This is a genomic window from Pseudomonas sp. 3B-A001-10F (assembly GCF_056313565.1).
The window spans coordinates 87378-109734 of record NZ_JBQYFW010000020.1; the positions used below are offsets into that span (position 1 = coordinate 87378).

28 protein-coding genes are annotated in these 22357 nt (G+C 59.7%); 1 reads left to right on the top strand and 27 read right to left on the bottom strand.

Features of this window, described 5'->3' with window-relative positions; translation table 11 throughout:
- Positions 1-208: 208 nt before the first annotated feature.
- Positions 209-1327 carry an LOG family protein gene (locus AC0ZWN_RS18785; RefSeq protein ID WP_476336059.1) on the top strand — a complete coding sequence of 373 codons (1119 nt, stop codon included), beginning with the start codon at positions 209-211 and terminating at the stop codon, positions 1325-1327.
- 55 nt (positions 1328-1382) lie between these two features.
- Here the strand turns inward: AC0ZWN_RS18785 and recX are convergent, their stop codons facing one another.
- From recX to AC0ZWN_RS18920, 27 genes are all read right to left on the bottom strand, one after another.
- Positions 1383-1853, bottom strand: coding sequence for a recombination regulator RecX (recX, locus tag AC0ZWN_RS18790; RefSeq protein WP_476336060.1), 471 nt, complete (start codon positions 1851-1853; stop codon positions 1383-1385).
- A gap of 8 nt (positions 1854-1861) precedes the next feature.
- Positions 1862-2917, bottom strand: a complete 1056-nt coding sequence (gene recA / locus AC0ZWN_RS18795; RefSeq protein ID WP_007908746.1) for a recombinase RecA — start codon at positions 2915-2917, stop codon at positions 1862-1864.
- Positions 2918-3000: 83 nt separating this feature from the next.
- Entirely contained in the window at positions 3001-3501 is a 501-nt protein-coding gene (locus AC0ZWN_RS18800; RefSeq protein WP_186622122.1) for a CinA family protein, read from the bottom strand.
- Between the two features lie 67 nt (positions 3502-3568).
- Positions 3569-4087: a lysis system i-spanin subunit Rz gene (locus AC0ZWN_RS18805; RefSeq protein ID WP_476336061.1), complete on the bottom strand. Its 519-nt coding sequence runs from the start codon at positions 4085-4087 to the stop codon at positions 3569-3571.
- Positions 4066-4632 carry a glycoside hydrolase family 19 protein gene (locus tag AC0ZWN_RS18810; protein ID WP_095050439.1) on the bottom strand — a complete coding sequence of 189 codons (567 nt, stop codon included), beginning with the start codon at positions 4630-4632 and terminating at the stop codon, positions 4066-4068. Before AC0ZWN_RS18810 ends, AC0ZWN_RS18805 begins: the two co-directional genes overlap by 22 nt.
- A gap of 36 nt (positions 4633-4668) precedes the next feature.
- Complete coding sequence (locus AC0ZWN_RS18815; protein ID WP_476336063.1) at positions 4669-4887, bottom strand: hypothetical protein; 219 nt, start codon at positions 4885-4887, stop codon at positions 4669-4671.
- Between the two features lie 10 nt (positions 4888-4897).
- Positions 4898-6100: a carbohydrate binding domain-containing protein gene (locus AC0ZWN_RS18820; protein ID WP_476336065.1), complete on the bottom strand. Its 1203-nt coding sequence runs from the start codon at positions 6098-6100 to the stop codon at positions 4898-4900.
- Between the two features lie 32 nt (positions 6101-6132).
- Positions 6133-6573, bottom strand: coding sequence for a phage tail assembly chaperone (locus AC0ZWN_RS18825; protein WP_476336066.1), 441 nt, complete (start codon positions 6571-6573; stop codon positions 6133-6135).
- 2 nt (positions 6574-6575) lie between these two features.
- Positions 6576-7496 (bottom strand): gp53-like domain-containing protein, encoded by a 921-nt coding sequence (locus tag AC0ZWN_RS18830; protein ID WP_476336067.1) that lies wholly within the window; start codon positions 7494-7496, stop codon positions 6576-6578.
- A 121-nt stretch (positions 7497-7617) separates the two neighbouring features.
- Positions 7618-8184: a tail fiber assembly protein gene (locus AC0ZWN_RS18835; protein WP_476336069.1), complete on the bottom strand. Its 567-nt coding sequence runs from the start codon at positions 8182-8184 to the stop codon at positions 7618-7620.
- Positions 8185-8191: 7 nt separating this feature from the next.
- Positions 8192-9289 (bottom strand): phage tail protein, encoded by a 1098-nt coding sequence (locus tag AC0ZWN_RS18840; RefSeq protein WP_476336071.1) that lies wholly within the window; start codon positions 9287-9289, stop codon positions 8192-8194.
- 139 nt (positions 9290-9428) lie between these two features.
- The gene (locus AC0ZWN_RS18845; protein WP_257357159.1) at positions 9429-9944 is read right to left on the bottom strand and encodes a phage tail protein; all 516 of its coding nucleotides are present in this window, start codon (positions 9942-9944) and stop codon (positions 9429-9431) included.
- Complete coding sequence (locus AC0ZWN_RS18850; protein ID WP_476336072.1) at positions 9941-11098, bottom strand: phage tail protein; 1158 nt, start codon at positions 11096-11098, stop codon at positions 9941-9943. The genes AC0ZWN_RS18845 and AC0ZWN_RS18850 overlap by 4 nt, the downstream gene beginning before the upstream one ends.
- 70 nt (positions 11099-11168) lie before the next feature.
- Positions 11169-11588, bottom strand: a complete 420-nt coding sequence (locus AC0ZWN_RS18855; RefSeq protein ID WP_476336073.1) for a tail fiber assembly protein — start codon at positions 11586-11588, stop codon at positions 11169-11171.
- A gap of 17 nt (positions 11589-11605) precedes the next feature.
- Positions 11606-12487 carry a gp53-like domain-containing protein gene (locus AC0ZWN_RS18860; protein ID WP_476336075.1) on the bottom strand — a complete coding sequence of 294 codons (882 nt, stop codon included), beginning with the start codon at positions 12485-12487 and terminating at the stop codon, positions 11606-11608.
- Between the two features lie 14 nt (positions 12488-12501).
- Positions 12502-13101, bottom strand: a complete 600-nt coding sequence (locus tag AC0ZWN_RS18865) for a YmfQ family protein (RefSeq protein ID WP_093436472.1) — start codon at positions 13099-13101, stop codon at positions 12502-12504.
- Complete coding sequence (locus tag AC0ZWN_RS18870) at positions 13089-14135, bottom strand: baseplate J/gp47 family protein (RefSeq protein WP_476336076.1); 1047 nt, start codon at positions 14133-14135, stop codon at positions 13089-13091. The genes AC0ZWN_RS18865 and AC0ZWN_RS18870 overlap by 13 nt, the downstream gene beginning before the upstream one ends.
- A complete protein-coding gene (locus tag AC0ZWN_RS18875) occupies positions 14125-14523 on the bottom strand; it encodes a phage GP46 family protein (protein ID WP_093436478.1) in 399 nt (132 codons plus the stop codon). The genes AC0ZWN_RS18870 and AC0ZWN_RS18875 overlap by 11 nt, the downstream gene beginning before the upstream one ends.
- Positions 14523-15032, bottom strand: coding sequence for a phage baseplate assembly protein V (locus AC0ZWN_RS18880; RefSeq protein ID WP_476336078.1), 510 nt, complete (start codon positions 15030-15032; stop codon positions 14523-14525). Before AC0ZWN_RS18880 ends, AC0ZWN_RS18875 begins: the two co-directional genes overlap by 1 nt.
- Positions 15033-15166: 134 nt before the next feature.
- Entirely contained in the window at positions 15167-16216 is a 1050-nt protein-coding gene (locus AC0ZWN_RS18885; protein ID WP_476336079.1) for a phage baseplate assembly protein, read from the bottom strand.
- A gap of 2 nt (positions 16217-16218) precedes the next feature.
- Positions 16219-17457, bottom strand: coding sequence for a DNA circularization protein (locus AC0ZWN_RS18890; protein WP_093436487.1), 1239 nt, complete (start codon positions 17455-17457; stop codon positions 16219-16221).
- Entirely contained in the window at positions 17444-19216 is a 1773-nt protein-coding gene (locus tag AC0ZWN_RS18895) for a phage tail tape measure protein (protein ID WP_476336081.1), read from the bottom strand. The genes AC0ZWN_RS18890 and AC0ZWN_RS18895 overlap by 14 nt, the downstream gene beginning before the upstream one ends.
- Positions 19217-19346: 130 nt before the next feature.
- Positions 19347-19643 carry a phage tail assembly protein gene (locus AC0ZWN_RS18900; protein ID WP_007908778.1) on the bottom strand — a complete coding sequence of 99 codons (297 nt, stop codon included), beginning with the start codon at positions 19641-19643 and terminating at the stop codon, positions 19347-19349.
- Entirely contained in the window at positions 19640-19987 is a 348-nt protein-coding gene (locus AC0ZWN_RS18905; protein WP_085697365.1) for a phage tail tube protein, read from the bottom strand. Before AC0ZWN_RS18905 ends, AC0ZWN_RS18900 begins: the two co-directional genes overlap by 4 nt.
- Positions 19988-20054: 67 nt before the next feature.
- Entirely contained in the window at positions 20055-21551 is a 1497-nt protein-coding gene (locus AC0ZWN_RS18910) for a phage tail sheath subtilisin-like domain-containing protein (protein WP_095050429.1), read from the bottom strand.
- Positions 21551-21730, bottom strand: coding sequence for a DUF2635 domain-containing protein (locus AC0ZWN_RS18915; protein ID WP_093436496.1), 180 nt, complete (start codon positions 21728-21730; stop codon positions 21551-21553). The genes AC0ZWN_RS18910 and AC0ZWN_RS18915 overlap by 1 nt, the downstream gene beginning before the upstream one ends.
- Positions 21727-22311 (bottom strand): phage tail terminator protein, encoded by a 585-nt coding sequence (locus AC0ZWN_RS18920; RefSeq protein WP_095050428.1) that lies wholly within the window; start codon positions 22309-22311, stop codon positions 21727-21729. Before AC0ZWN_RS18920 ends, AC0ZWN_RS18915 begins: the two co-directional genes overlap by 4 nt.
- Positions 22312-22357 lie beyond the last annotated feature (46 nt).

A 22357-nucleotide genomic window follows, 5' to 3' on the forward strand; every position in this document is an offset into this window, starting at 1 on the left:
GCAACGCGCGGAAAATCAATAAACGATTGCCAGCCAAAACTTTACGGCGCAATGATCAAGTCAGCGCAAATCCGTGCGAGGGTCTAGATTCAGTGTATTCCCGATCTTTTTTCAACGGCAGGCAAGGAACTGCCGATCGTGTGTTTTTTGCAGCGCGGCACTGACGCCGCTCGTCAGGGCCGACGCCCTGTGCAGAAGGAGACGTTGAATGCCTTACCAACCGAATGACTTGCTCAGTCGTCATTTTCAGGAAAGCGGCCCCGACCTCATCAGCAAGGTCGAAGAACAACTCAACCGTGTTTCCCCCAACAGCCCGAATATTCCCATCTACCGCGACATGATCCTGACCGTGCTGCGCATGGCCCAGGAAGACCATAACCGCTGGAATGCCAAGATCACCTTGCAAGCCCTGCGCGAACTGGAGCAGGCGTTTCGGGTACTGGAGCAATTCAAGGGCCGACGCAAAGTCACCGTATTCGGTTCGGCGCGCACACCGGTCGAACATCCGTTGTATGCGATGGCCCGCGAACTCGGTGCAGCCTTGACCCGCTCGGGGATAATGGTCATCACCGGGGCTGGCGGCGGCATCATGGCCGCCGCGCACGAAGGTGCCGGCCGCGATCACAGCCTCGGGTTCAATATCACCCTGCCCTTCGAACAGCATGCCAACCCGACGGTGGACGGCACCGGCAATCTGCTGCCGTTCCACTTCTTCTTTACCCGCAAGTTGTTTTTCGTCAAAGAGGCCGACGCACTGGTTTTATGCCCCGGTGGCTTCGGCACGCTGGATGAAGCGCTGGAAGTGCTGACATTGATCCAGACCGGTAAAAGTCCATTGGTGCCAGTGGTGCTGTTGGATGCGCCGGGCGGCACGTTCTGGCAGGGCGCGATGGACTTTATCCGCCAGCAACTGGAGAGCAACCGCTACATCCTGCCGACCGACATGAAACTGATGCGACTGGTCTACAGCGTCGACGAGGCGGTGGAGCAGATCAACCAGTTCTACAGTAACTTCCACTCCAGTCGCTGGCTCAAGCGCCAATTCGTGATCCGCATGCATCACAAACTCAGCGATCGAGCGCTGGAGCACATGCAGGAGGCCTTTGCCGATTTGTGCCTGAGCGATCGGTTTCATCAACACGCCTACGCCGGCGAGGAACACGATGAAGCGCAGTTCAGCCATCTGGCGCGACTGGCCTTCGCTTTCAACGCGCGCACTCACGGGCGTCTGAGGGAGTTGATCGATTACATCAACCTGCCGGAAAACTGGGCAGATTCCCAACCGCAAACAGCGCAACGCAGCCGCGAACCGTCAAAGGCAATTTGAGGGCAAAAAAAAACGGCCCGCTATTTTCATAGCGGGCCGTTTTTATTGAATCGGTTTAATCGTCTATCCCTCGACCGCTGAACAAGCGGTTGATCATCTCCATCGAAAACCCCCGATAGGCCAGGAACCGGCCCTGTTTGGCCCGTTCTTTCGCATCAATCGGTAAATGCCCGGAGAACTTGCGTTGCCACGTCTCCTGCAATTGCTCCTGCCAACTGATACCGCTTTCGCGCAGGGCGAGTTCAATATCGGCGCGCTGCAAACCGCGCTGGCTCAGCTCTTCGCGAATCCGCAGAGGGCCATAGCCGGAACGGGCACGGTAGGAAACAAAGCTTTCAAGGTAGCGGGCTTCGGAAAGCAGCCCCTCTTCCGTCAAACGGTCGAGGGCTGTTTCGATCATCTCCGCCTCGGCGCCGCGCTGACGCAATTTGCGCGTCAGCTCGACTCGACCATGCTCGCGACGTGCGAGCAGGTCCATGGCGGTTCGTCGCACCGCGACGAGGGTATCGAGTACTGCAGTGGTCATCGCTGCAATCAGATGTCAGCGTCGGCCAGGTCGTCTTCAGTCTCTTTGACTGCTGAGGCCTTGGAGTCGATCACGGCTGGAGTCAGCAGCTTGTCACGCAGTTGCTTCTCGAGCTTCGCGGCGATTTCCGGGTTATCCGCCAGGAACTTGGCCGAGTTGGCCTTGCCCTGACCGATCTTGGTGCCTTCGTAGGCATACCAGGCGCCGGACTTCTCGACGAAACCGTGCAGCACGCCCAGGTCGATCATCTCACCGTTGAGATAAATGCCCTTGCCATAAAGAATCTGGAACTCGGCCTGACGGAACGGCGAAGCGACCTTGTTCTTCACAACCTTGACGCGGGTTTCGCTGCCGACCACTTCGTCGCCTTCCTTCACCGCGCCGGTACGGCGGATGTCGAGACGAACCGAAGCGTAGAACTTCAGCGCGTTACCACCGGTAGTGGTTTCCGGGCTGCCGAACATCACGCCGATCTTCATACGGATCTGGTTGATGAAGATCACCAGGCAGTTGGCGTTCTTGATGTTACCGGTAATTTTACGCAGCGCCTGGGACATCAGACGGGCTTGCAGGCCCACGTGCATGTCACCCATTTCGCCTTCGATTTCAGCCTTCGGTACCAGTGCTGCCACGGAGTCGACGATGATCACGTCAACAGCGTTGGAGCGCACCAGCATGTCGGTGATTTCCAGCGCCTGTTCGCCGGTGTCCGGCTGGGACACCAGCAGGTCGTCGACGTTGACGCCCAGCTTGCCGGCGTATTCAGGATCGAGGGCGTGTTCGGCGTCGACGAATGCGCAGGTCGCGCCGGCTTTTTGCGCTTGGGCGATCACCGACAAGGTCAGCGTGGTTTTACCGGAAGATTCAGGACCGTAGATTTCAACGATACGGCCTTTTGGCAGACCGCCGATGCCGAGTGCGATGTCCAGACCCAGAGAGCCAGTCGAGATAGCCGGGATCGCCTGACGGTCTTGATCGCCCATACGCATCACGGCACCCTTGCCGAATTGACGTTCGATCTGACCCAGGGCCGCAGCCAAGGCTTTCTTCTTGTTGTCGTCCATTAAAGTCCTCACGTAATCAATAAGGCCTGACGGCCAACACCTGTATAAGTAGCCAGTATTATTCCACAGCGTTCGCGGATCGCCTACCCCTGATTTTCGATTTCTCGTGCAGCTAGTCGCAGGAGCCCCTCTAGCGCGGCCTTCACCGTTTGTCGGCGGACTTCATCGCGGTTGCCGGGAAAGTGCTGAACCTCAGTGGTGACCATCTCGCCAACGCCCCACGCCAGCCACACCGTACCGACCGGTTTGTTCGGCGAGCCACCGTCCGGCCCGGCGACACCGCTGACCGCTACGGCAAATCGCGCCAGGCTTTTGTCCTGAGCGCCACGCACCATCGCCTCAACCACCTCGCGACTGACCGCGCCCACCGTTTCGAACAACTCGGTCGGTACATTCAGTTGCTGGGTTTTCTGCCGGTTGGAATACGTGACGTAGCCAGCCTCAAACCACGCCGAACTGCCCGGGATCCGCGTGATGGCTTCGGCAATCCCGCCACCGGTACACGATTCAGCGGTGGTGACGTGGGCATTGAGCAGTTGCAGACGTCGGCCAAGGTCGGCGGCCAGTTGAGTGATCTCTTTCACGGCGTGCTCCGGATCGTGTGGAATGCCTCCACCGTACACGAGCCGGTTGCGCTTTCAATACACAGACTCATTCAAAATGTTCGGGCGCCAGCGCTCTGACATAGGCCTGACAAGCCTGCAAGGCGATCAGTCCACGGTCGCCGGTGTCGGTGATGGCGATAATTCGTTGAGCATGCGCCGGGTCAAGTCGGGCGCGTACGGTTGCATGATCCACGCCGCTGGCGCCGGCGGTGGCTGGCACGTTGCAGCCTGGGGCAACGTCGCTGGCGTCGAGAAGGACTGACAGGCGCACATCAGCAGTGGCAAGACGATCGCGCAGGCGATCCTGATCACGTTGGGCATCGCTCAGCGCTCGGTAGTGGGTTTGTTCACTGGTCGCGAGCCGTTGCTCCAGCGCCAGACGTTTATCCTGCTCAGCCTGTTGCGCAGTGGCGGCGGTCTGCGTCAGTTGATTAAGGGTTTCGGCGTTTAACCGGGCCTGCTCGGCCAACTGTCGGCCGTAGCGCCACTCCTGAAATTGCCAGGCCGCTGCAAAGGCACCAGCAGCCAGCAACACAACAGCGATCATTCGCCAGGGGATTGGCATAGCACCGCCCTCGCCCGCGCCCAGATTTCCAGACGATCCTGCAAACCGTTCAACCCGCCGTTGATGCGACGGGTAATGGTGTTGAACTGATCGCGATCAGCCAGTTCGTTCAAGCCGTTCTGTTCCCAGAACCATGCCGCAGACTCGGCGGCCCATTGTGGCTGTTCGAGCAGTTCGGGCAGGGACAACAGACGTTCATCGCCGAACAGGCCAACGCTGCACTGGCGATAGTTGCTGCGGCCAGTGATCTGGATCAGCCCGCGCCCTCGGTATTTTTGTCCGTCGCCGTCAGCCTCTGGTGTGTTGCCCAGACGCAAGGCCAACGTACCGGTGTCGTATTTGCTCAGGTATTGGTTGTTGCCCAGTTCGCGCACGTAGCGCAATTGCCCGGACTCGTGACCGACTTGCGCAAGGAACGCCGCGACGCGTTTCGGCGAGTCGATATGACGGCGCGCCATCGCGCTGTTGAGCGCCGAAACAAAAACGCCCGCTTGGGAGCGGGCGTTGGGCATGATGTCGATAAGGTTGTTTTCAGTTATTTGCATAATGCTTGATCCTCCCTGGATATTGCCCCGATTGAATCACGGTTGCCGGCCAATGCCTGCAAGCCATTTTTTTGCCAGAGTTGTCACTGAGCTGTCCGGGGCTGCTTTTTCGAGGGTTTCATTCAACGGCAAGACTTGGCCGCCAGATAACAGCCAGGCTTGATAATCAAGCCAGTCGCGATTGGTTGGGTCCTGCGGGATAAACGAAGAGTCCTCCGTGCGCAGTACTCCGCAAGTGGTCAGTTGATAGGTCATGGGGTCACTCCTAGATCTCAGCGTCCGCTGTCCATTCAATCTGCAATCCGTTACCGGGCTGACTGTTTACAGGCGTCACAGTGCCGATCGCGAAACTACGCTGTGTCACACTTTGCACCGTAGTGCCTGTGCAAGGCACTCCCTGCGAATAGTTCCAAACCTGATTACTTGCATTTCCAGGGCAATACAGGACAACAGTCGGCTGCACTCTCTTCTGAGTCTGCATGTCTACGACCATACCGTATTGACCGGTATTTCCAGCCGCTGCCTGAGTAAACGAGACGATGCAGGTGCCAGTGCCGTTGTTTGCACGAATCGGTAAACGGTTGGCAAAAGACTTTTCGAAATAACGCTGACACAACGTCAATTCTTCGCCAGAAAGACGGTATTCGAATGGAGTGGAAACCGGTCCCTCTTCCAATTGAACCTGAGTCAGATCCACGGTTTGCAAAACGTTGAGCGGCAAATCAAAAGCCAAGCGCAAACAATCATTGGCGCCCAGCATTTTCCCCGCGATCGATGGCACTTGGAACGTTGCGCTGTACTTGCTCCATGCCGTGCTCAATGGAAAAACATCGACTACTTTGACGACGGCTTCCGAACCACCATTGCCAAAGTACTGGCCGATCGTCACTTTCAATGAGCGTGTGGCATCGGAGCGCGCCCAAAAGGTCACGGTGGCGGTTCGTCCGGCCAGAGTCCTGACTGACTCAACGCTTTGGGAAATCTTGTGCTCGGTAGCGCCGACGCCCGCTGAGGTTTGCTGCCAGCGTAAAAAATAACCCGGCTCGCCTGTCACTTCTGTCTGCCCCGGAGCAAAGTCCTGGCGAGAGATGGTCACGGCAGCATTGCCATTCCAGTCGCAGCGAAAACGATCCGCTACATAGCCACCGATATTTGGCCCTTGGTTGGTCGTGCCGCGCTGCCAGATATCGAACCCGCCATTGATCAGCACATTCCTGCGATACACCTGCACAGGAAACTGCTGTAGCGGATCAGGCCTGGACAATTGACGGATCGCCTGAGCCATTTGATCGGTCTGGTTTTCATCGGGCTTCAGACCCGCTGCGGTAATCGCGCTGAGAATTTCCTGGGTGACACTGTTGCCCCAGCTCGCCGGGATCAACGACCCCGGCGTTCCAGCGATGGCATCTTCATCGACAAACTTGCCGTCGACCAAGCCTGAGCCCGGGACGTTTTTTGGGTAATCCATGTATATCTATCCTTGATGGAAGGGCGAACCGCTCAGCCATGGGTCCGCAGCAAATCTTCAAGCCAGTCAGGTTCGACCGGGCGCGAGCGGGCATCCGGGAAGTCCGGCTGATTGGGCCAGTCGCGCAGCGCCTGTCGGTAGGCAAGTAGCTGTTTGAACTCTTCGGCGCGCAGGGTCGTGCCGCCGCCAACTTCAAGCTCTTCGGCGTCGCGAAACACCATCCATTGAGTGTTTTGAAGTACTTGGTTGCGCCATGCGCGCTCATCACTGGCAAGCGCAACCGGGGAACTGAGCGGTTCGGTCAGTACAGGCTGGCCAGAGTGACTGGCGCTGATGACTTTGCCGTTTGCCTGCCCGGCAAACAGCTCGGCGTATTGCGCCTGGGTGATTTCTACGGCGCCGTCAGGTAAATCCGCACCGGGGTGTTCAACTCGATCGAATCCGAGGCTTTGTGCATAGAAGTAAATCGTCATGGTCAGTACCCCCAAACCAGAATGCGACCCGAAATGCCCGAATCAACCTTGACACTTGAAGCCTGCACACTTCGGACCCGAGCCACCGCTATCGTTGTCGTGGAGTTCGCGCCGTCAAATGCCCAAACGGTGACGTTGGATGCCCCCCAACCTGCCGGGTAGCCTTCATTGGCAACACCGCCGACGACAGCATTGGGAAACCTGATCGGCAGCGACACCGTCATGTTGCCATTCGCATCGGAGCCCCCCGTTACCCACTGCAGGATCAAACCGCTGGGAAACTTTTGATATCCCGATGTGGCGAACTGTGCGGCGTAATTGGTTGAGTACTTCAGCGCAGCGGTGCCATAGACCACCCACACTCCAGACTCCCTGACGAAGTTCGCACTCTCACCATTGTTCAAAACGATAGACGCCAGATAAGCCCCTTGCGGGCTGATCTGCGTGCCGGTTTTACTGGCCACCGTGACGGGCGCACTGTTACGGCAATGCAGGCTGATCGTGGCGCCGCTCGGCACCGCAGCGGCATCCGGAAGCGTCACGGTATACGTCGCGTTGCCGCCCAGACCGATAGAGCAGCCGACATCGGCCGGGGTCAGCGACGTGGCCGCATATATACCGCGAGCACTGGCATAACTGCCCAGCGCCCGCTGCACAAACTCGGACGTTGCTGCCGAGCGTCCACCATCAAACTGCGGCGCAGTCATGAACAATGCCGGACTGCGCAACGCCGCCAACAACTGATTGTTCGACGACTCGTTCGGCGTCAGACCGGCCGCCTGAACAACGTTAAGAATCTCTTGCGTGACGCTGTTGCCCCACGTCGCCGGGATCAGCGAGCCGGGTTTACCGGCGATCGGGTCTTCGTCGACAAACTGGCCATTGACCAGGCCGACACTGGGCACACTCTTGGGATAGTCCAAGTTTCATCTCCTTAATCTGAAAATACATTAGGCGCAGGCCTCAGCCGCTTGAAGCGGCTAGCCACACCGAGGCCGAAGACCGGGAAACGGTCAAAGGAACAAACGTTTCCTTGTGCAGGTATCAGTCGTTCACGACAACGCAGGAAACTACCGGCCAGGCGACGGCATCGGGAAAACCGCTCTGTTTTTCAATACGGTTAAGCTCGACGCTGTAGAGCTTCCACTCGATCAGCAGCAGTTGTTCGTCATGGCTGGCATCGCCGATGTCTTCGGCGTATTGCAGAGGCGCGATGCGCAGCACGGCATCGCGTAGCAGTGCGTCGCGCTTAGCGAGAACGATGCGTTTGCGATCCGCCAGTTGCGCGGCCTCATCGACCTGCCATACGTTGCCCACCCAGACGTGGAAGCCACCCGGAAAAGGCAACTGGGTGAAGCCCTCCGGCAATTCGCCAAGCGCGTTCCAGGTTTCCCGAATGCCTGTGTCAGTGCGATAGACATCGCCACGACAATCGATCTGCTGTTGCAGCGAGCCGTTGTCATAGGCCCAGGCAAACCCCTCGGGCGCTGGGGCGAGTTCAATGCTCAGCGTCACAGCATTGCTTGGCAGTTGCAGACCGATTCCCGGCACGAGCGGGAACTCGACAGGGCCAACCAAGGCACCGCTGTCATCTATCAGATAATTGAACATGGGCACCTCAGATCAGTTTGATTCGCGCGGGAAGGGCGATGTTTCGCGGTCGGGTTTCGCCGGCGAAAATACCGATATTGCCGATGAATGTGTCGGAGTCGAATGCCGGGTTGGGATAGGTCGTCGCAATGGTTCCGCTGGTGGGATAAAAATTGACGTCGCTGGAAACACTCCAGACGGTATCGGGGATAGCAGGCGCAGGACGGTTGGAAGAACCCGTACCGGTCGGCAAGTAGTGGTTGTGGCTTTGCAGTGCATGGTTCTGCAAACTGCCAACGACTCGCCCAACATCCATACCCCGGTTTTCATCGAGAACTCGCAGAAATTCACCGCGAACCTCGGGGATTCGAAAGGTCGACGCACCGTCGCCAGTGGTCCACGCACCTTCTCGGGTAAATCGAGCCGCTTCGGTCGTCAAGACTCCCGAAGCCTGGGCGAAGTCCCACAGCCAAGGCCATTCCGCACGCTTGAAAAAGTTACCGTTGAGCAGGCCATAACCGCCGGGGTTCAGCGCCATTGTGGTTTCAAACGAGGGTCTGCCCAGCGGGGTATTGTCGAAGCGTCCAACCGGCCACCAACTGCCAGCACCGTCACTGCGCAACTGCCACCAGTCCCCACCGCCCATCAGCACCAGAAACGGATAGCCGTTCGCCGACAAATGTGTATGAAACCTAATCCGGTCGCCGCCGGATGCCTGGACTACCAACCGGTTAACCGAGTTATCCATACGACGAACAATCACATCGCGCACACCCAGAGCAGCATTGGCCGCTGGCAACGTCACAGTCATGGGCGCGGTGCCTCCATCGATCAGTACCAGGCCAAGTTCTTGTTCGGTGAGTGTCTTCGTCGCGGCGAGGCGAGTGATGATCGAACGCATCGGGCTGGCGTTGCCGACAATTGACTGAATCGCCTTGAACAACTGAGTGGTGTCCGCCTCTGAGGCCACCAAGCCACCCCCTGTAACCACACTCAAAATTTCTTCAGTGACACTGTTGCCCCACACCGCCGGAATCAACGACCCCGGCGTACCCGCCACCGGGTTTTCATCGACGAAGCGGCCATCGACCAGTCCGACGCTAGGGACGCTTTTTGGATAATCCATAGTTTGTTCGTTCCTTTGAAATGACAAATGACCGGCGTCGACACAGCGTCTTCTGCGTGCCTGTCCACGGTCCGTTTTCTGAAAATAAAAAGCCCACAACGAAGTGGGCTTGGGTGACTCGGAACGCAGAATTTTCGGCTTAGCTGGAAAGGCCGCTGGCCAATTCGCGAATGGCGATCAAAGCTTCGTCACCAGCGCTGCGCGCCAGATCCATGTTGCCCTTGGCAGCCTGCGCGCGAATTTGCGCTTTGGCCTTCAGGCGCAGCGTACGCAGCGCCAGCAGATGGTCGGTCAGTTGATAGGCCTTGCTCAAAATCTGCTCGGCGGCCTGTTTGGCGCTACGTCCTTTGGCAACCCAGGCTGCGACCGACAGTGGCACTTCCTTTTTCGGGTAACCGGCGTCCTGATAGGCCTGAGCATCGGCGGCAGCCTGGGCGTACTCCATGGCTTTGAGCGGGTCACCAGCCAGAGCGGTACGGGCGTCGTCAGCGGCGGCGTCGACTTTGGCACACAAGCGTTCAGTTTCCTGCATGTCCAGCGCAGCCTGTTTATCGTCGTCCAATACCCATTTCTCACCGTCCCAGTCATGGGCAGCGGAGGGTTGAGGAAGGCGCAACTCGCCGTCAATCTGATGGAGTTCCTGAATGACGATCATCGAATCAGCTCCCACTGCAATTGGACGTTCACAGCTTCCCCGAAATTGATCGCGATGCCGGCGGTATAGTCGGTTAGCGGATGGCTCTTGATCCCCATGCTGAGTAGCAATTCATCACTGTCAGCATTGGATTGCCCCAGATTGTGCTCAGCCTGATAGGACTGCCAGAGCGAGCGCAAATTGGCATGATCAAAACTGGCGGTCAGCGTCGAAACCGTGACGTCGTAGACGATGTTGTTGGTGAATATCACGCACGGTTGCACAGTAGCCGGGTTCCAGCCTCCCGCATTATTGGATACACCCGTCGATACCGGTGACAGATAGCTGTAGTTGCCCCCGGCCCATCCAGTCGCCGGAAACGCCACGCTCGTGATGGCCGTCGATGAGGGCGTCGGATTGCCCACCACAAGCCGTGCGGCACGCGCATGCGGATCCAGGGGCAGAAACACTGCACCCGTGCCGTTGACGGTCTGAGTCCAGGTCAAGCGTGCACGGTTGTAAATCGCACGCACTGTCGGCACGGAGCCTGGCGCGCCGGTGACGACCCAGGCCAGACACATGTCCAACACCGAACTCTGAAACCCGCCGCCGGCAGCGCCGTTGGCCACACCTTTAAGAGTCTCGGGTGTCGCGTCGTAAATCGTCCCGCGCTGGGTATAGAAACTCAGCACACCGCCCACTACTTGCGCCCGCAGAAAGTAGCTCGAGCTGGGCAGCAGGTCCGCGCTGCTCCAAGCCTGGGTAGTGAAAGTACGTGAACGCCCCAACTGACCCGCCACCACTTCCTGACCAAGGCTGACGTATACGCCCGCCGGTACGGACACTCGCCCGCCACTGCTCGATACGGCGGCTGGCGTGATGGTTAACCGGGCATCCGCCGTGGCAACGGTTGGCAAAGGCAAAGCCGATAGCGGCAACGCCAGATCCTGGTTCCAGCCCTTGGCCGTCACCGATTGAATCGCCAGCAACAACTGATCGTATTTCTTCTCATCGGGGGTCAGCCCCCCGGCATTGATCACGTTGAGAATTTCCTGCGTGACCCCATTCCCCCAATCCGCCGGAATCAGCGATCCGGGCGTTCCGATCATCGGGTTTTCATCAACGAACTTCCCATTCACCAATCCGGCGCTGGGCACACTGTTTGGATAATCCACGCGGGGACCTCCCGTTATTCTGGGTGACTGTTTACGAAGCTGTTTTGCAGGCTTCATGTCAGAAAGAGCATCAAGCCGGTAGCACTGGCCAGTCGACGTTCTGCGGATAACCTGGCTGCCTGTCGATCTTGTTGAGCGCCAGTTTGTAGGAGGCATACGCCTTGAACCGCTGCATGTCTTCGGCATCCAGCAATCCTGCAATGTAGGCATCGGCCATACCGACGGTCTGCTGATCGGCTTCAGCCAGCAGCTCGTCACGTCGCGCCAGGGCCGATGCTCGCTGTTCGCTTTCAACCAGCAGCGATACGTTCGGCAATGCATGTTTGGTGACCTTGCCGTCGGTCCACTTCCAGATGCCGTCGCGTTCCTCGATCGTGCGCAGGAACAGCTCATCAGAGATTTCTACAGCAGTGGCAGGCATCTGCGTGTGAATCGCCGAGTCATAGCGCCCAAGCAGTTCGCCCTGGGCATCAAAATCAATGTATTTCATTTCATTCACCGTTGATTTCAGAAGCCGATGGCGAACCAGTTCCAGCCACCAGGGTCAGCATTGGAGAAGCGCTGAAACTGGCTTTGCGAGAGTCGGTAAAGGGAAAAGCGCAGGTCGGAGAATGCCGGTGAAAGATCGCCGCCCGAGAGAAAGAGCACGCTTTTGGGAAAGGCAATCGGATAGGTAATGGTTTCGCTGAGTGCGCCGCCCGTGGCCAGTCCCCATTGCAGGATCAGGCCACTGGGCAAACGCTGATAGCCGCCTGCAGTGTTCAAGGAAGCGGTAAACGCTGGCGAGTACTTGAGCGCACCATCACCAGAATCCAGGCCCCAGCCACCACCGAGCAGAAGCCGGCGAAAAGTAACGTAGCTGCCACCGACAAATGACAACGTGTTATCCGGTGCACCAGCGCTGGCGGTGCCCAGACTCTCGCCACTCCTGACTTTCACGTTCAAACTACCGGAACCTGCGACCAGCGACACCAAGCCTCCCGCAGGCACAGTTGACCATTCCGGCAGGGTCACCGTACCTGGGCTGGTGAAGATCGAGAGTTTGCCGACGTCAGCGACCGTCAACGAAACATCACCCACGTAATTGGTCTGCCCCGCCAGACTGCCGAGTGCGCGCTGCACAAACTCCGTCGTCGCGACTTTCTGACTGACATCGAATTGTGGCGGCGTTTCAAACAGCTTTTTGCCACGGATGGCCTCGAGCAGTTGGGTGTTCAAGCCTTCGGTCGGTTCGATACCCGCCGCTTTGATAACCGCCAACACCTCTTCGGTAAGGGCGTTGCCCCACTCCGCAGGAATCAACGATCCAGGGGTTCCGGTGATCGGGTTCTCATCGACAAAACGACTGTTGACCAAACCGACACCGGGCATGCTCTTCGGATAATCCATCCACTCATTCCTCCCTAGTCATAATTGATGTGCACCTTGGTATGCGCCGGCGCACTGCGGTGAATCAGGCATTCCAGCGCCGAGCCCGGATTGACGCCGAAGCGCTCACCCCAATAGCTCGCGCCGAAGCGTCGCCCCAGCAGCAAGCGTCCGCCGGTGTTGAGCGTCCACATGAACTGCGCTTCCCAAGTGCCCCAATGCGCCGAGCCGAAACGCGAGCGGCCCATGCGTGGGGCTTCGAGTTCGGTGATGGTGGCGTTGGGGTAGCCCTGGCTTTTGGCGATGTCGATGTAGTAACCGACAGCCTGGCTGCCGACCGCGAGCAAGCGACGGCGGACGGCGAGGCGGCGGTCGTCGAACAGTGGCGTGGCGCCCAGGCACGGGTCGGGCAGGTTCATCACCCGTTCCCAGTCCGGCACCAGTTCGCTGACGCCGGCCGGGTCCATCTCGTTGAGCAGGTCGGCGGCGCGGGCATCAAGGCGGGCCAGTTCGACGGCGACGCCTTGCAGCACTTCTTCTAGTTCCGGCACCCGTTCCGGGTCCCACGCCGGGCCACTGGGCAGCAAGGCGCGCAGCTGCGCCTGATATTGCGCGGCGGTTCTTATGCCCCCCATACGCAACCTCCGAAGGTCAGCAGTTCGCTTTGCCCGGCAGGCACGTCAGCGGCCGGCGCGGTCAGGGTGTGATCGTACTCACCACCGGCGCTGCTGATGGCTTCGCGGATATGGCTGATCAGCAACGGCACACCCAGATCGGCCTCACGGTTGTGCAGGTCGCGCAATTGCGCTTCAACGGCGGCACGCACGGCGGTGGTGTCCGGGTTGACGCTCTTGAAGCGATACACCACCGGCACCTGAATCGGCCGCTGCACGTGCACTTCCGCAGTCACCGGACGCAGCGGTTCGATGTAGTTCTGAACCTCCGCCAATTGCTCATCGTTGGGCACCGGTTGCGGGTCTTCATCACGCATGATGAACACCGTCACCGTGCCCGGCCCGAGCAGGCCGCCACGACACCAGGCGCGCGTTACGCCCGGCACTTCCAGCGCCCACGTCTCGTAGTCGCTGGCCGAGCCACCGTGGGGAATCACGCGGTAGGAACGAATCACCCGCGAGCGCAGCGACTCCAGACTTTCCCGTGCCACGCCGCCGCTGAGACCCGGCGCCAGCACCACGAAACTGTTGCCGACCACGCCGGCAATCGGTTGCACCGGTGTCAGCGCCAGACCGGCGTCGGCATTACCGAGGCTGCCGGCATCCAACGCCGCGATGGTAGTGGTGTTGCTGCCATTGACGGTGGTGCGTGCGGTGGTGACTTTGTAGGTGCGGCCATCGCTCGCTTGCAACAACGTGTCGACATCCAGCACGGCACCGGCCGTGGCGGTAAAACTGACGCTGCCGGTGGCGACTTGCGCGGGTTTGCGCGGTTGGTTCAAACGCAGTGCGGCAATGCGCTCCAGGGTCGACTCATCGGCCTTGTCGGGCAGGATCTGCTCGGCAATCCAGTCGAGATAACCGTACAGACCATAAGCCGCGCCACCGAGGGTACGGGCCAGCACTTGCGCATCGGACTGGCGCAGCGAATCGCCGGCCAGGTCGCTTTGGGTACGCTTGATCAGCACCGGCAGCGAAGGGGTTTCAAACGGCATAGATCACCTGCCAACTGTTATCGGGGTTGATGTCCAGACGTTCGCCGTCGGCCAGGGTCAGGACCGTGCGCAGGTTCAGGCGCTGGGCGTCGAGGCGTTCGCTGATAATGTCGATGGCGCTGCAGTGGCCGTCGTCGATCAGCCATTGCAAGGCTTCGCGGGCGTAGAACTCGGCGTCCATCTGCGTTTGTCGGGTCAGCTTGACCCGGCGCAACAGCCACAGCCGCGAGCCGATGCGATCGTCGGCGACGGTGGGAAAGGTATCGCCCCACCAGCCAAAACGTTCTTCGTCGTCGAGGGCGTCGTCATCGGCGGCGCGACGCCAGGTGAACAGGCTGATGAGTACGGCGCGGGTCAGCGCGGCGTGGAGGTTTGGGCTGATCAGCATCACTTGCCTCCTGCCGGCGCGCCGGTCTGGCCGCTGCCGGCCTGTACGCCGACGTGCACGTGTTTGATCTGGCTGATGCCGCCGGCCAACTGATCGCCGGTGGAAACGATCTTGCCGGTCTGGTTGATCACCGGCGTATCGAAGTTCACCGCGCTGCTGGCGCGGATGTTCAGCGTGGCGGTTTCGACGTCGATGATCCGCCCGCGCTTGAAGTGAATTTTGTCGCCTTCGTCGGTGTAGATCGCCACTTCGCCCGACGCCAGCGATTGCAGGCGATAACGGCGGTCGGCGATGACCAGCGCGATGGCGTGGGAGCGGTCGCCGCCGAGAAAAGTGACGACACCTTCGGCGCCGGCCAGCGGGTTACTGGTGAAGCCGTAGGGTTCGAAATGCTCCATGTCGTCGTTCACTTCGCCGGCGGTGAGGCGCATTTGCAGCGATTGCAGCTTGGATGCCGAATTGGCGAGCACGACAGTGCCGCGCGCCAGCAGGCGTGTCAGTAGGCTCATGAATTGTCCTCAAAGGTAGGCATCACGCGATCCACTGTGGGAGCGAGCCTGCTCGCGAATGCGGTGGGTCAGGCGATTTGATGTTGAAGCTGCCAGCGCTTTCGCGAGCAGGCTCGCTCCCACAGGGTTCGGAGTCAGGCTGAAGTTTTCTTAGGGGGTGTCGGATTGGCATCGAAGGTATGCGGCGGCGCCACTTGCAGCGTGGTCACCGAGCCTTGCGCCGACAGCGAATACGTGACTTTGGAAATCAGCATGTCGCCATCAAATCCAAGCACCGGATCCGTGACCTTGACCAGCGTGTTATGGCGCCACAGATCGCCGTTGGACTGGCGCCAGCCCTGCACCTGATAGGTGGTGGTCTGCGCCCGGCCCATACGGGTGGCGCTCTCCCACAGGGCGCGCTGCTGGGCCAGTTCGAACGTCAGCGCGGTGCCCTCGTTGATGATCGTGGTGCGTCGACGTTTGAAGCTCAGATCGGTCGCGCTGGATTCAACCTCGCTGACTGCCGCCCCGCTCTTCTTGTCCGAACCTTTCTGCTGGCCGATCACCCGGTATTCGGAAAACACCTGGCTCTGATCCATCGACGCGCTGGCGGACAAAATATTCTTGCCCAGCTCCAGCGCATCACTGGCCCGCCCACCGCTGCCCGGCTTGGCCAGCACCAGCCGACCCTGCTCGTCATCGGTGGAAAACACCCGCAGCAGCGAGAGCAAACGGTCGATCGACTGAAACACCGTTTCTCCCGGCACAATCGTGTGTTTGGTCAGCCGCGCGGTCTCGGGGATTTCATTGACCACGATAAGCCCGTACTCCATCGCCAGAGCCTGAACGATGCTCAGCAGCGGTTGTTCCTGCCACTGGTTCGGCGTGTTCCTGGCAGCGCAATCGACCAGATCCTGAGTCTTGGAACTGCCCTCGATGCTCAGGCTGATCTGGCGTCCGTCATAGCGAATCGGGGCCTTGAACACATAGCCGGTGAGCACCAGGTCCTGGCCGATTTTCACTTCGCAGGGGTCACCCGGTTTGATCCGATGATCCACCGTCTGCCCTGGCCACTGCCAGGTGATGTCGAGTTTGAAGGTGCGGAACTGGCGCTCCAGATCAGCGGTGATTTCCACGCTTTTCCAGCCGCCGTATTCCATGTTGTTGACGGTCAGCGTGACATGGTTGTCCATTACGTCCATGACTACTCCCGAGAGACTTTCACGTCGTTGGGTGGCAGGTACAACGGGTTGGTCGCTCCGTTACGCTGGACCACTTCGGTCACCCGTGTCGCATCACTGAATTGTTTGTAAGCCACTACCAGTGCCGGCAAACTTTCCTGAAACGACTTGGTGACCAGACGCACCCCCGATGACGCTACGGCTTTGAGGTGCGCCACCAGAGCATCCTGCACGTCGCTGATAGCCTGATAGTGCGCTGGACCGGCTTTGTTTTTGGCCATTTGGAGCGCCTCGACCAAGTCCTTTTGAAGCGCCTGTAAATCGTCGGTAGCCGGCACTTCCTGTCGAGAAATCGGCTGCTTCGACTGCTGATCCAAGGAAGGGGTCGACAGCAACTTCACCGGTTTCGCCGCCACCGGCATTGAAGCGACCCATTGCGCCACTTTGACAATCAAAGTGTCCTGCACCAGATCGGCCATGGCTTGCGCCGCCGCATTGGTGTCCTTGCCCGTGGTGATCTTCGGCGCATCAGCCTTGCGAATCGCTTCGAGTTGTTGGGACACGTCGGCAATCACGCCACGGTAGCCCTCCTTCGCGAACGCCTTGAGCTCCTTGATATCGCCGAGCAACCCCTTGAACTCCGCCGCCACTTCCTTGGGCAACTCCTTGACGGCTCTGACCAGTTCAGTGATTTCCTTGTATTGCGCGATCAGTGGTTTCAGCTGTTCCTTAATCACATCGAACACCCCGGTCAGGCTGTTTCGCAGATTGTTAATGCCAATCCGTGCCGCTTGAATCCGGACAATGACCTCTTCGAAACGCGACACTGCGGACCCCAGCAAAGTGTCAGCCTTGGCCAACAGGACTTTTTGCGTACTGACGGTGGCGGTCGGAAACGGCAACGGCCGATCGGGGTAGAACTTCAGACTGAACGTCACCAGCCCGCCGTCCTGGCGGGTATGGGTCATGTCGCACTCACCGACCTTGACTTGCAGGCGCCCGAGCCACGGATGCACCAGCTCACCATTGCCCGCCTCCAATGCCTTGAGCAGCTTGTCGCGCTGCTCCAGGCAGTCGGCGCCGATGATGAATGCCGTGATGTCGTGAGTCTTGGCCTGCTGGCCCAGATCCTCGAAATACGGCAGGTCGCGTTGCGGGTATTCATGCAACTGACCTTTGCGACCGACCGGGGTTTTCGCCTGATCGATCCAGAAGCCGACACCACGAAAGGATGCCGGCAACAAACGGTCACGCCAGTTCATTGGAACCTCCTGCCGACAGCGAGCGATAGCCGATGCGCGAAGACAGCGCCAGCCCTGGTTGATTGGTTTGCGGTTGATCGGTACGCAGCCCTGCCGGCGCATTTTCGAAGCGCACGGTCAGGCCGCCTTCGAGTTGCGTGCGGTTGTTGATTGCGCTTTGTTGAATCAGTGCGCCAGAACTCTGTGGCAACGAACCACTTTGCAGTGCACCGTTGGCTGCTTGCGGCGTTGCCCCAAAGAACGCGGGTGCCAGTTCGCCTTTGCCTTCGGCGTTGGTCTGGCGCTGAGCTTCGGTGAACGTTTCAACCTTGCCAGTGACCTTGGCGATCAGTCCGGCAAAGCCGCCGTCGAACAACTCTTTGATCGGCGCAATCACGGTTTGCAGTTTTTGCCACAACTCGCCGAACCACTCGGTGATCGGCCCCCAGTTCTTGATGATCTGCCCCAACGGCGTCCATTCGAACATGTTGTGCAAAAACTCGAGTACCGGTGCGGCCAACGCCTGCACCACGCCCCACAGCGCCGAAAACACTTCGCTGATCGGTTGCCAGTACATCGCGATCTGTTCCAGCGGCGACCATTCGAACAGGCTCTGGAAGAAGCCTTTGATCTGCTGCGCCGAGGTTTGCAATGCGGCCCAGACCGGTTCGAAGAAGGCCACGATACTGCCCCAGTTGTTGACGATCATGCCCAGAGGGGAATAGTCGAACAACGTGCCGAAGAAGTCCTTGATGGCTTGCGCCGCCGGTTGCAGCGCCGTCCAGATCGAGCCGAAGAAGCCCGTTATCGCCCCCCAGTTGTTGATGATCATGCCCAACGGTGTCCAGTCGAACAGACCTTTGAGGAACGCCATCACCGGCACACTCAAGGCCTGGAGCAATTCCCAGATCGCCGAAAACAGACCGGTCAGCGGCGCCCAGTTTTCCAGGATCATGCCGGCGGGCGTCCACGAGAACACCGATTTGAAGAAGTCGATCACTGGCGCGGTGACGGTTTTGACCTTGTCCCAAATGCCCGAGAAGAATCCCGCGATCGGTGACCACAAAGCCGCCAGCGCATCCAGCGGTCGCCAGTCAAGGATCGAGCGCAACGTCGCCATCGCACTCACACCGATGTTTTTCACGCCCTCCCACATGCCTTTGAAAAAAGCGCTGATCGGCGTCCAGTTGGCATAAATCAAACCGGCCGCCACTGCGATACCCATGGCGATCAACATGATCGGATTGGTCTTGAGCACCATGCTCATCACGTCCATCACCTGGGTCATGCCGGTAACGGCGGTTTGCATGGCAGAGAAGGCAATTGCCCCCGCCGCCAGGCCTTCGACCAGTTTCGGGTTATCGGCGAGCAGGCTGCCGACCTGGGTCAGCATCGGTTCCAGCCCGACCACCAACGCGCCCACCGCCGGCACCAGTGCCGCGTCCACGGCTGCGGAAACCTTTTCCATCGACGCACTGAACACGTTCATGTTTTGCGCAGCGACTTTCGGCGTAGCGGGCAGGTCGACGGTTTTTGCCGTGTCGCTGACTTCGGTCAATTTGCCCTGAAACGCCGCCGCCGATTTGATCCCGTCCACGAACGGCGTGATCACGCTGCCGCCCTTGAACAGGCCACTGATGTCCAGCTTACCGAGGCCGGTCTGTTCGAGATTGTTCTTGAAGCTCTCGACCTTGACTCGCAGGGCGCCGAGTTTGGGCGACAGTTCATCGATGCCCGTAATCAGCACCGGCGTTTTCAGTTTGTTTTCTTCGTCTGCCATCACTGCACCTGCTGCATCGCATTGATCCGTTGCGCGTGCTCCAGCGATTCGCGGAGCACATCCAGTGGCCTGGCCATCATCTGTTCGGGGTCAACCTTCCAGAACCAGGCCAGGTCATAGGCGACGGCGATCAGGTCGGTGATGGCGCCGACGCCGCACTCATGAAAAAACTCGCAACGGCCCAGCTCAGCGCATTGAGGTCAGCCAGATCCAACTGGTTGACCGACGACGGTGGAATACCGGCGCACACGGCGATGTATTTGGCCGCCACGTCCATGTCGAGGCTGACTTCTTCGCTCTTGTCGATCTTGTACGGCAGCGCCTTGATCGCTCGCACCTCCTGCACCGTCGGACGGCGCAGGACGAGTTCGGTCAGGGGCTCGCCGTGAGCTTCGATCGCAACCTGAAGCTTCACGGCGCCGCTCATTGCCAGGTCCCCTTGATGCCTTCGAATTTCAGTTCGATGGTGGCGTCATCGCCTTTGGAAACCGGCTCTTCGACCAGGTAGGCACCGGCCAGCACGTAGACTTTGCCGTTGCTGAATTCGCAGGTGACGGTGATGTCAGTGCCTTCGATCAGCTTCTTCAGCGGGAAGTCGGCGGTGTGCAGCGCGGTTACTTTGAACGACGGCGCGACGTCGGTTTCCTTGTAGAAACCCGGTACGACGGTTTCGCGTTTGACGGCCATCAGCGGGGCTTCGCAGCCGCCGTTGATAGTCAGTTGTGCACCGTCGACTTTGACGTAGCAGGTGCCTGCAATCAGTTGACCCATGGTGTTACTCCCTTGAATAAAAAAGCCCACACGCGGTGGGCTGAATGCTGGTGGTCAAACGCGGCGATCAAGCCGCGTCGTCGTACTGCAGACGGAACTGGTTGAGCAGTGCGAACACGCGCAGACCGTTGATGTAATCCGGCGGGAACAGCACGTTCACGCGGCTCGGGTCCTGCACGTCGCGCTCGACGATCAGGTGCTCGGCGAACAGCTCGGCGTTCTCCACGTGGCCTTCGAGTTCCAGCTTGGCGTACTGCGCGATCAGCTCGCCGCGAATGGTCGCTGGGGTGACGATTGGCTGGCCGGCGCCGAAACGGGTGCCGTCGGAAGCCAGTTTGTGCCGGCCGTACTTGCTGGTGATCACGCTTTGCAGACGGCGCACGATGAACGCCGACTGGTGCATGGTTTCGCTGTCCAGGTAGGAGTTATCGGCCTGACCGTAAGCGTTTTTCTGGTAAGTGGTGATCGAGCGCTGGATGCGCACGTAGCCGCCTTCGTAGTACGCGGTGGCGATGCCGTAGTTGAGCAGCGACTGACGCTCGGTCAGGGTGAAGCGCTCACTCGCCGGTGCCGGGTCAACGCCCGGCAGGCTGCCGCTCTGGGTCGGACGGCTGGCGTCGGCAGAGATGAACACCGCAGTGCGCGCAGCCAGTGCCGCCGCTTGTACCCAGAACGGTTGCGGTACGCCCGGCTCCAGCGCCTGAATGGTCATGTGCTGATCGTTACGCGCCTGGCCTGCTGCGACCAGCGTACCGACGGTGCCGCGCTTGGCGCTGTAGACGTGACCGAACAGTTGCTTGGCCCACGACCAGCGACCGGTGCTGTCATCCATGACCGCTTGCCAGGTGTTGAGGGTCGACAGATCGGACCATGGCAGTGCGATGAATTCGAACGGCTCGTCACCCAGCGCGGCAATGGCTTCAACCTGATCCGGCACACCGGCACCGCCGGTCATGGCAGTGACTGCAGTGGTCAGGCCAGCCGGGGTTTCTTCGCCGTTGCTCTTGCCCAGGCGATTGAATTGCAGGCTGATGTCGTTGCCGCTGTCGCCAGTCCATTTGGCGTTCAGGGTGACCACACCTTCGGCAGCGGCAGCGCTGACCGGCAGGTCGGCGGTGGCGTTGATTTTTTGCGCCAGGGCGGTGGCCGCTTGGGCAGCGGTGGCACCGTTGACCACGGTGGCTTGAACACGCACGCCGCCGACATACAGATTGAGCACGCCGGCCTGAGTGGCGGTGCCGGTCAGGGTCAGCACGCCTTTGGCGATCGCGCCTTCGGTGTTGTGCAGCGGCAGGCACCAGATCTCACCGATCGGGTCGGCCTTGCGGAAGGTCTCGTACATCGAGGCGAGCATCGAGCCTTGGCCACCGATGCTTTTCGCCAGCGCAACGCTGGACACCAGCACCAGTTTGCCGACTTCCGTCGGCGCGATGTTGTCGTTGACCTGAGCGACGATCAGACGACGCAGGGTCGAACTCGCGCTATTGGCGGCCGAGTTGTCCATTTCGGCATAGAACAGCGGTACACGAATGTCCGCGGGGATGTTGCTGAATCCGATCGCCATTATTTGGCTCCCTTTTGTTTGGCTGGTGCGGTTTTGAGGGTGATATCGCCGTCGGCCAGACGTCGGCGCCACCAGGCGCTGTCCAGCACTTCACGGCCTTCGGCCGGCAGCAGATCGCCCGCCTCCGGGTCCGGTACGACACGGCCAGCGGCCGGCAGTACGGTGATGCGATTGCTCATGGGGTTACGTCTCCAGAGAAAGTCATTTCCACGCGCCCATCGGGGCCCGGGCGTTTCAGGTTGGGGTCGGCCGGGTCGATCGCATCGACCCGCACGGTGGCCCCGGTAAAGGACGACAAACCGTCCAGTTCGCGTTCGTGCCAACTCTCCGCAGGCTGACTCGGCAGATTGCGGCCGAGCTGGAACTCGGCAAAAAAGCGCAGCCGGTAAAAGGCGCGGCTGCTGTTGATCGAGACCATCTCGCCGCCGTCGTAAACGATGGCGCTGTAGGTGGAATCAGGTTTGAAACCGACCAGCGCGCGCCACAACTCGGCGCGCAGGTCGTGCAACAGATCCAGCGCTTTTGTAGCGTCGGTGGCGTCAAGCACCAGGACGATTTCGAAGCGGTCGCGGATCGGTTGGGTGGTGAGGTTTTGGGTGGTGCTTTCACTCGCCAAGTCGGCCAGTGGCAGCATGTGGGCCGAAGGTGTCGGCAGATCCGGGTTGCCTTGTAGCAGCGCCAGATCGACACCCACCGAAATGTGATTGGCAAAGCCAGGGCATTGCCCACGCAATTGCGTGAGGATCGGGGTGATCTTCATGGGGGTGTTCCAAAATAGTGGGGGTTACCGCAGGCCCCTGTAGGAG

Coding starts and splice junctions, on each gene's coding strand:
- AC0ZWN_RS18880 (WP_476336078.1), bottom strand. CDS start 15,032: ATGAGCCTACTGACACGCCTGCTGGCGCGCGGCACTGTCGTGCTCGCC.
- AC0ZWN_RS18825 (WP_476336066.1), bottom strand. CDS start 6,573: ATGACGATTTACTTCTATGCACAAAGCCTCGGATTCGATCGAGTTGAA.
- AC0ZWN_RS18810 (WP_095050439.1), bottom strand. CDS start 4,632: ATGCAAATAACTGAAAACAACCTTATCGACATCATGCCCAACGCCCGC.
- AC0ZWN_RS18815 (WP_476336063.1), bottom strand. CDS start 4,887: ATGACCTATCAACTGACCACTTGCGGAGTACTGCGCACGGAGGACTCT.
- AC0ZWN_RS18840 (WP_476336071.1), bottom strand. CDS start 9,289: ATGGATTATCCAAAAAGCGTCCCTAGCGTCGGACTGGTCGATGGCCGC.
- AC0ZWN_RS18915 (WP_093436496.1), bottom strand. CDS start 21,730: ATGAGCAATCGCATCACCGTACTGCCGGCCGCTGGCCGTGTCGTACCG.
- AC0ZWN_RS18835 (WP_476336069.1), bottom strand. CDS start 8,184: ATGTTCAATTATCTGATAGATGACAGCGGTGCCTTGGTTGGCCCTGTC.
- recA (WP_007908746.1), bottom strand. CDS start 2,917: ATGGACGACAACAAGAAGAAAGCCTTGGCTGCGGCCCTGGGTCAGATC.
- AC0ZWN_RS18895 (WP_476336081.1), bottom strand. CDS start 19,216: ATGGCAGACGAAGAAAACAAACTGAAAACGCCGGTGCTGATTACGGGC.
- AC0ZWN_RS18920 (WP_095050428.1), bottom strand. CDS start 22,311: ATGAAGATCACCCCGATCCTCACGCAATTGCGTGGGCAATGCCCTGGC.
- AC0ZWN_RS18905 (WP_085697365.1), bottom strand. CDS start 19,987: ATGGGTCAACTGATTGCAGGCACCTGCTACGTCAAAGTCGACGGTGCA.
- AC0ZWN_RS18870 (WP_476336076.1), bottom strand. CDS start 14,135: ATGCCGTTTGAAACCCCTTCGCTGCCGGTGCTGATCAAGCGTACCCAA.
- AC0ZWN_RS18820 (WP_476336065.1), bottom strand. CDS start 6,100: ATGGATTACCCAAAAAACGTCCCGGGCTCAGGCTTGGTCGACGGCAAG.
- AC0ZWN_RS18890 (WP_093436487.1), bottom strand. CDS start 17,457: ATGAACTGGCGTGACCGTTTGTTGCCGGCATCCTTTCGTGGTGTCGGC.
- AC0ZWN_RS18855 (WP_476336073.1), bottom strand. CDS start 11,588: ATGAAATACATTGATTTTGATGCCCAGGGCGAACTGCTTGGGCGCTAT.
- AC0ZWN_RS18860 (WP_476336075.1), bottom strand. CDS start 12,487: ATGGATTATCCGAAGAGCATGCCCGGTGTCGGTTTGGTCAACAGTCGT.
- AC0ZWN_RS18875 (WP_093436478.1), bottom strand. CDS start 14,523: ATGCTGATCAGCCCAAACCTCCACGCCGCGCTGACCCGCGCCGTACTC.
- AC0ZWN_RS18785 (WP_476336059.1), top strand. CDS start 209: ATGCCTTACCAACCGAATGACTTGCTCAGTCGTCATTTTCAGGAAAGC.
- AC0ZWN_RS18910 (WP_095050429.1), bottom strand. CDS start 21,551: ATGGCGATCGGATTCAGCAACATCCCCGCGGACATTCGTGTACCGCTG.
- AC0ZWN_RS18885 (WP_476336079.1), bottom strand. CDS start 16,216: ATGGACGTAATGGACAACCATGTCACGCTGACCGTCAACAACATGGAA.
- AC0ZWN_RS18865 (WP_093436472.1), bottom strand. CDS start 13,101: ATGGGGGGCATAAGAACCGCCGCGCAATATCAGGCGCAGCTGCGCGCC.
- AC0ZWN_RS18900 (WP_007908778.1), bottom strand. CDS start 19,643: ATGAGCGGCGCCGTGAAGCTTCAGGTTGCGATCGAAGCTCACGGCGAG.
- recX (WP_476336060.1), bottom strand. CDS start 1,853: ATGACCACTGCAGTACTCGATACCCTCGTCGCGGTGCGACGAACCGCC.
- AC0ZWN_RS18805 (WP_476336061.1), bottom strand. CDS start 4,087: ATGCCAATCCCCTGGCGAATGATCGCTGTTGTGTTGCTGGCTGCTGGT.
- AC0ZWN_RS18845 (WP_257357159.1), bottom strand. CDS start 9,944: ATGATCGTCATTCAGGAACTCCATCAGATTGACGGCGAGTTGCGCCTT.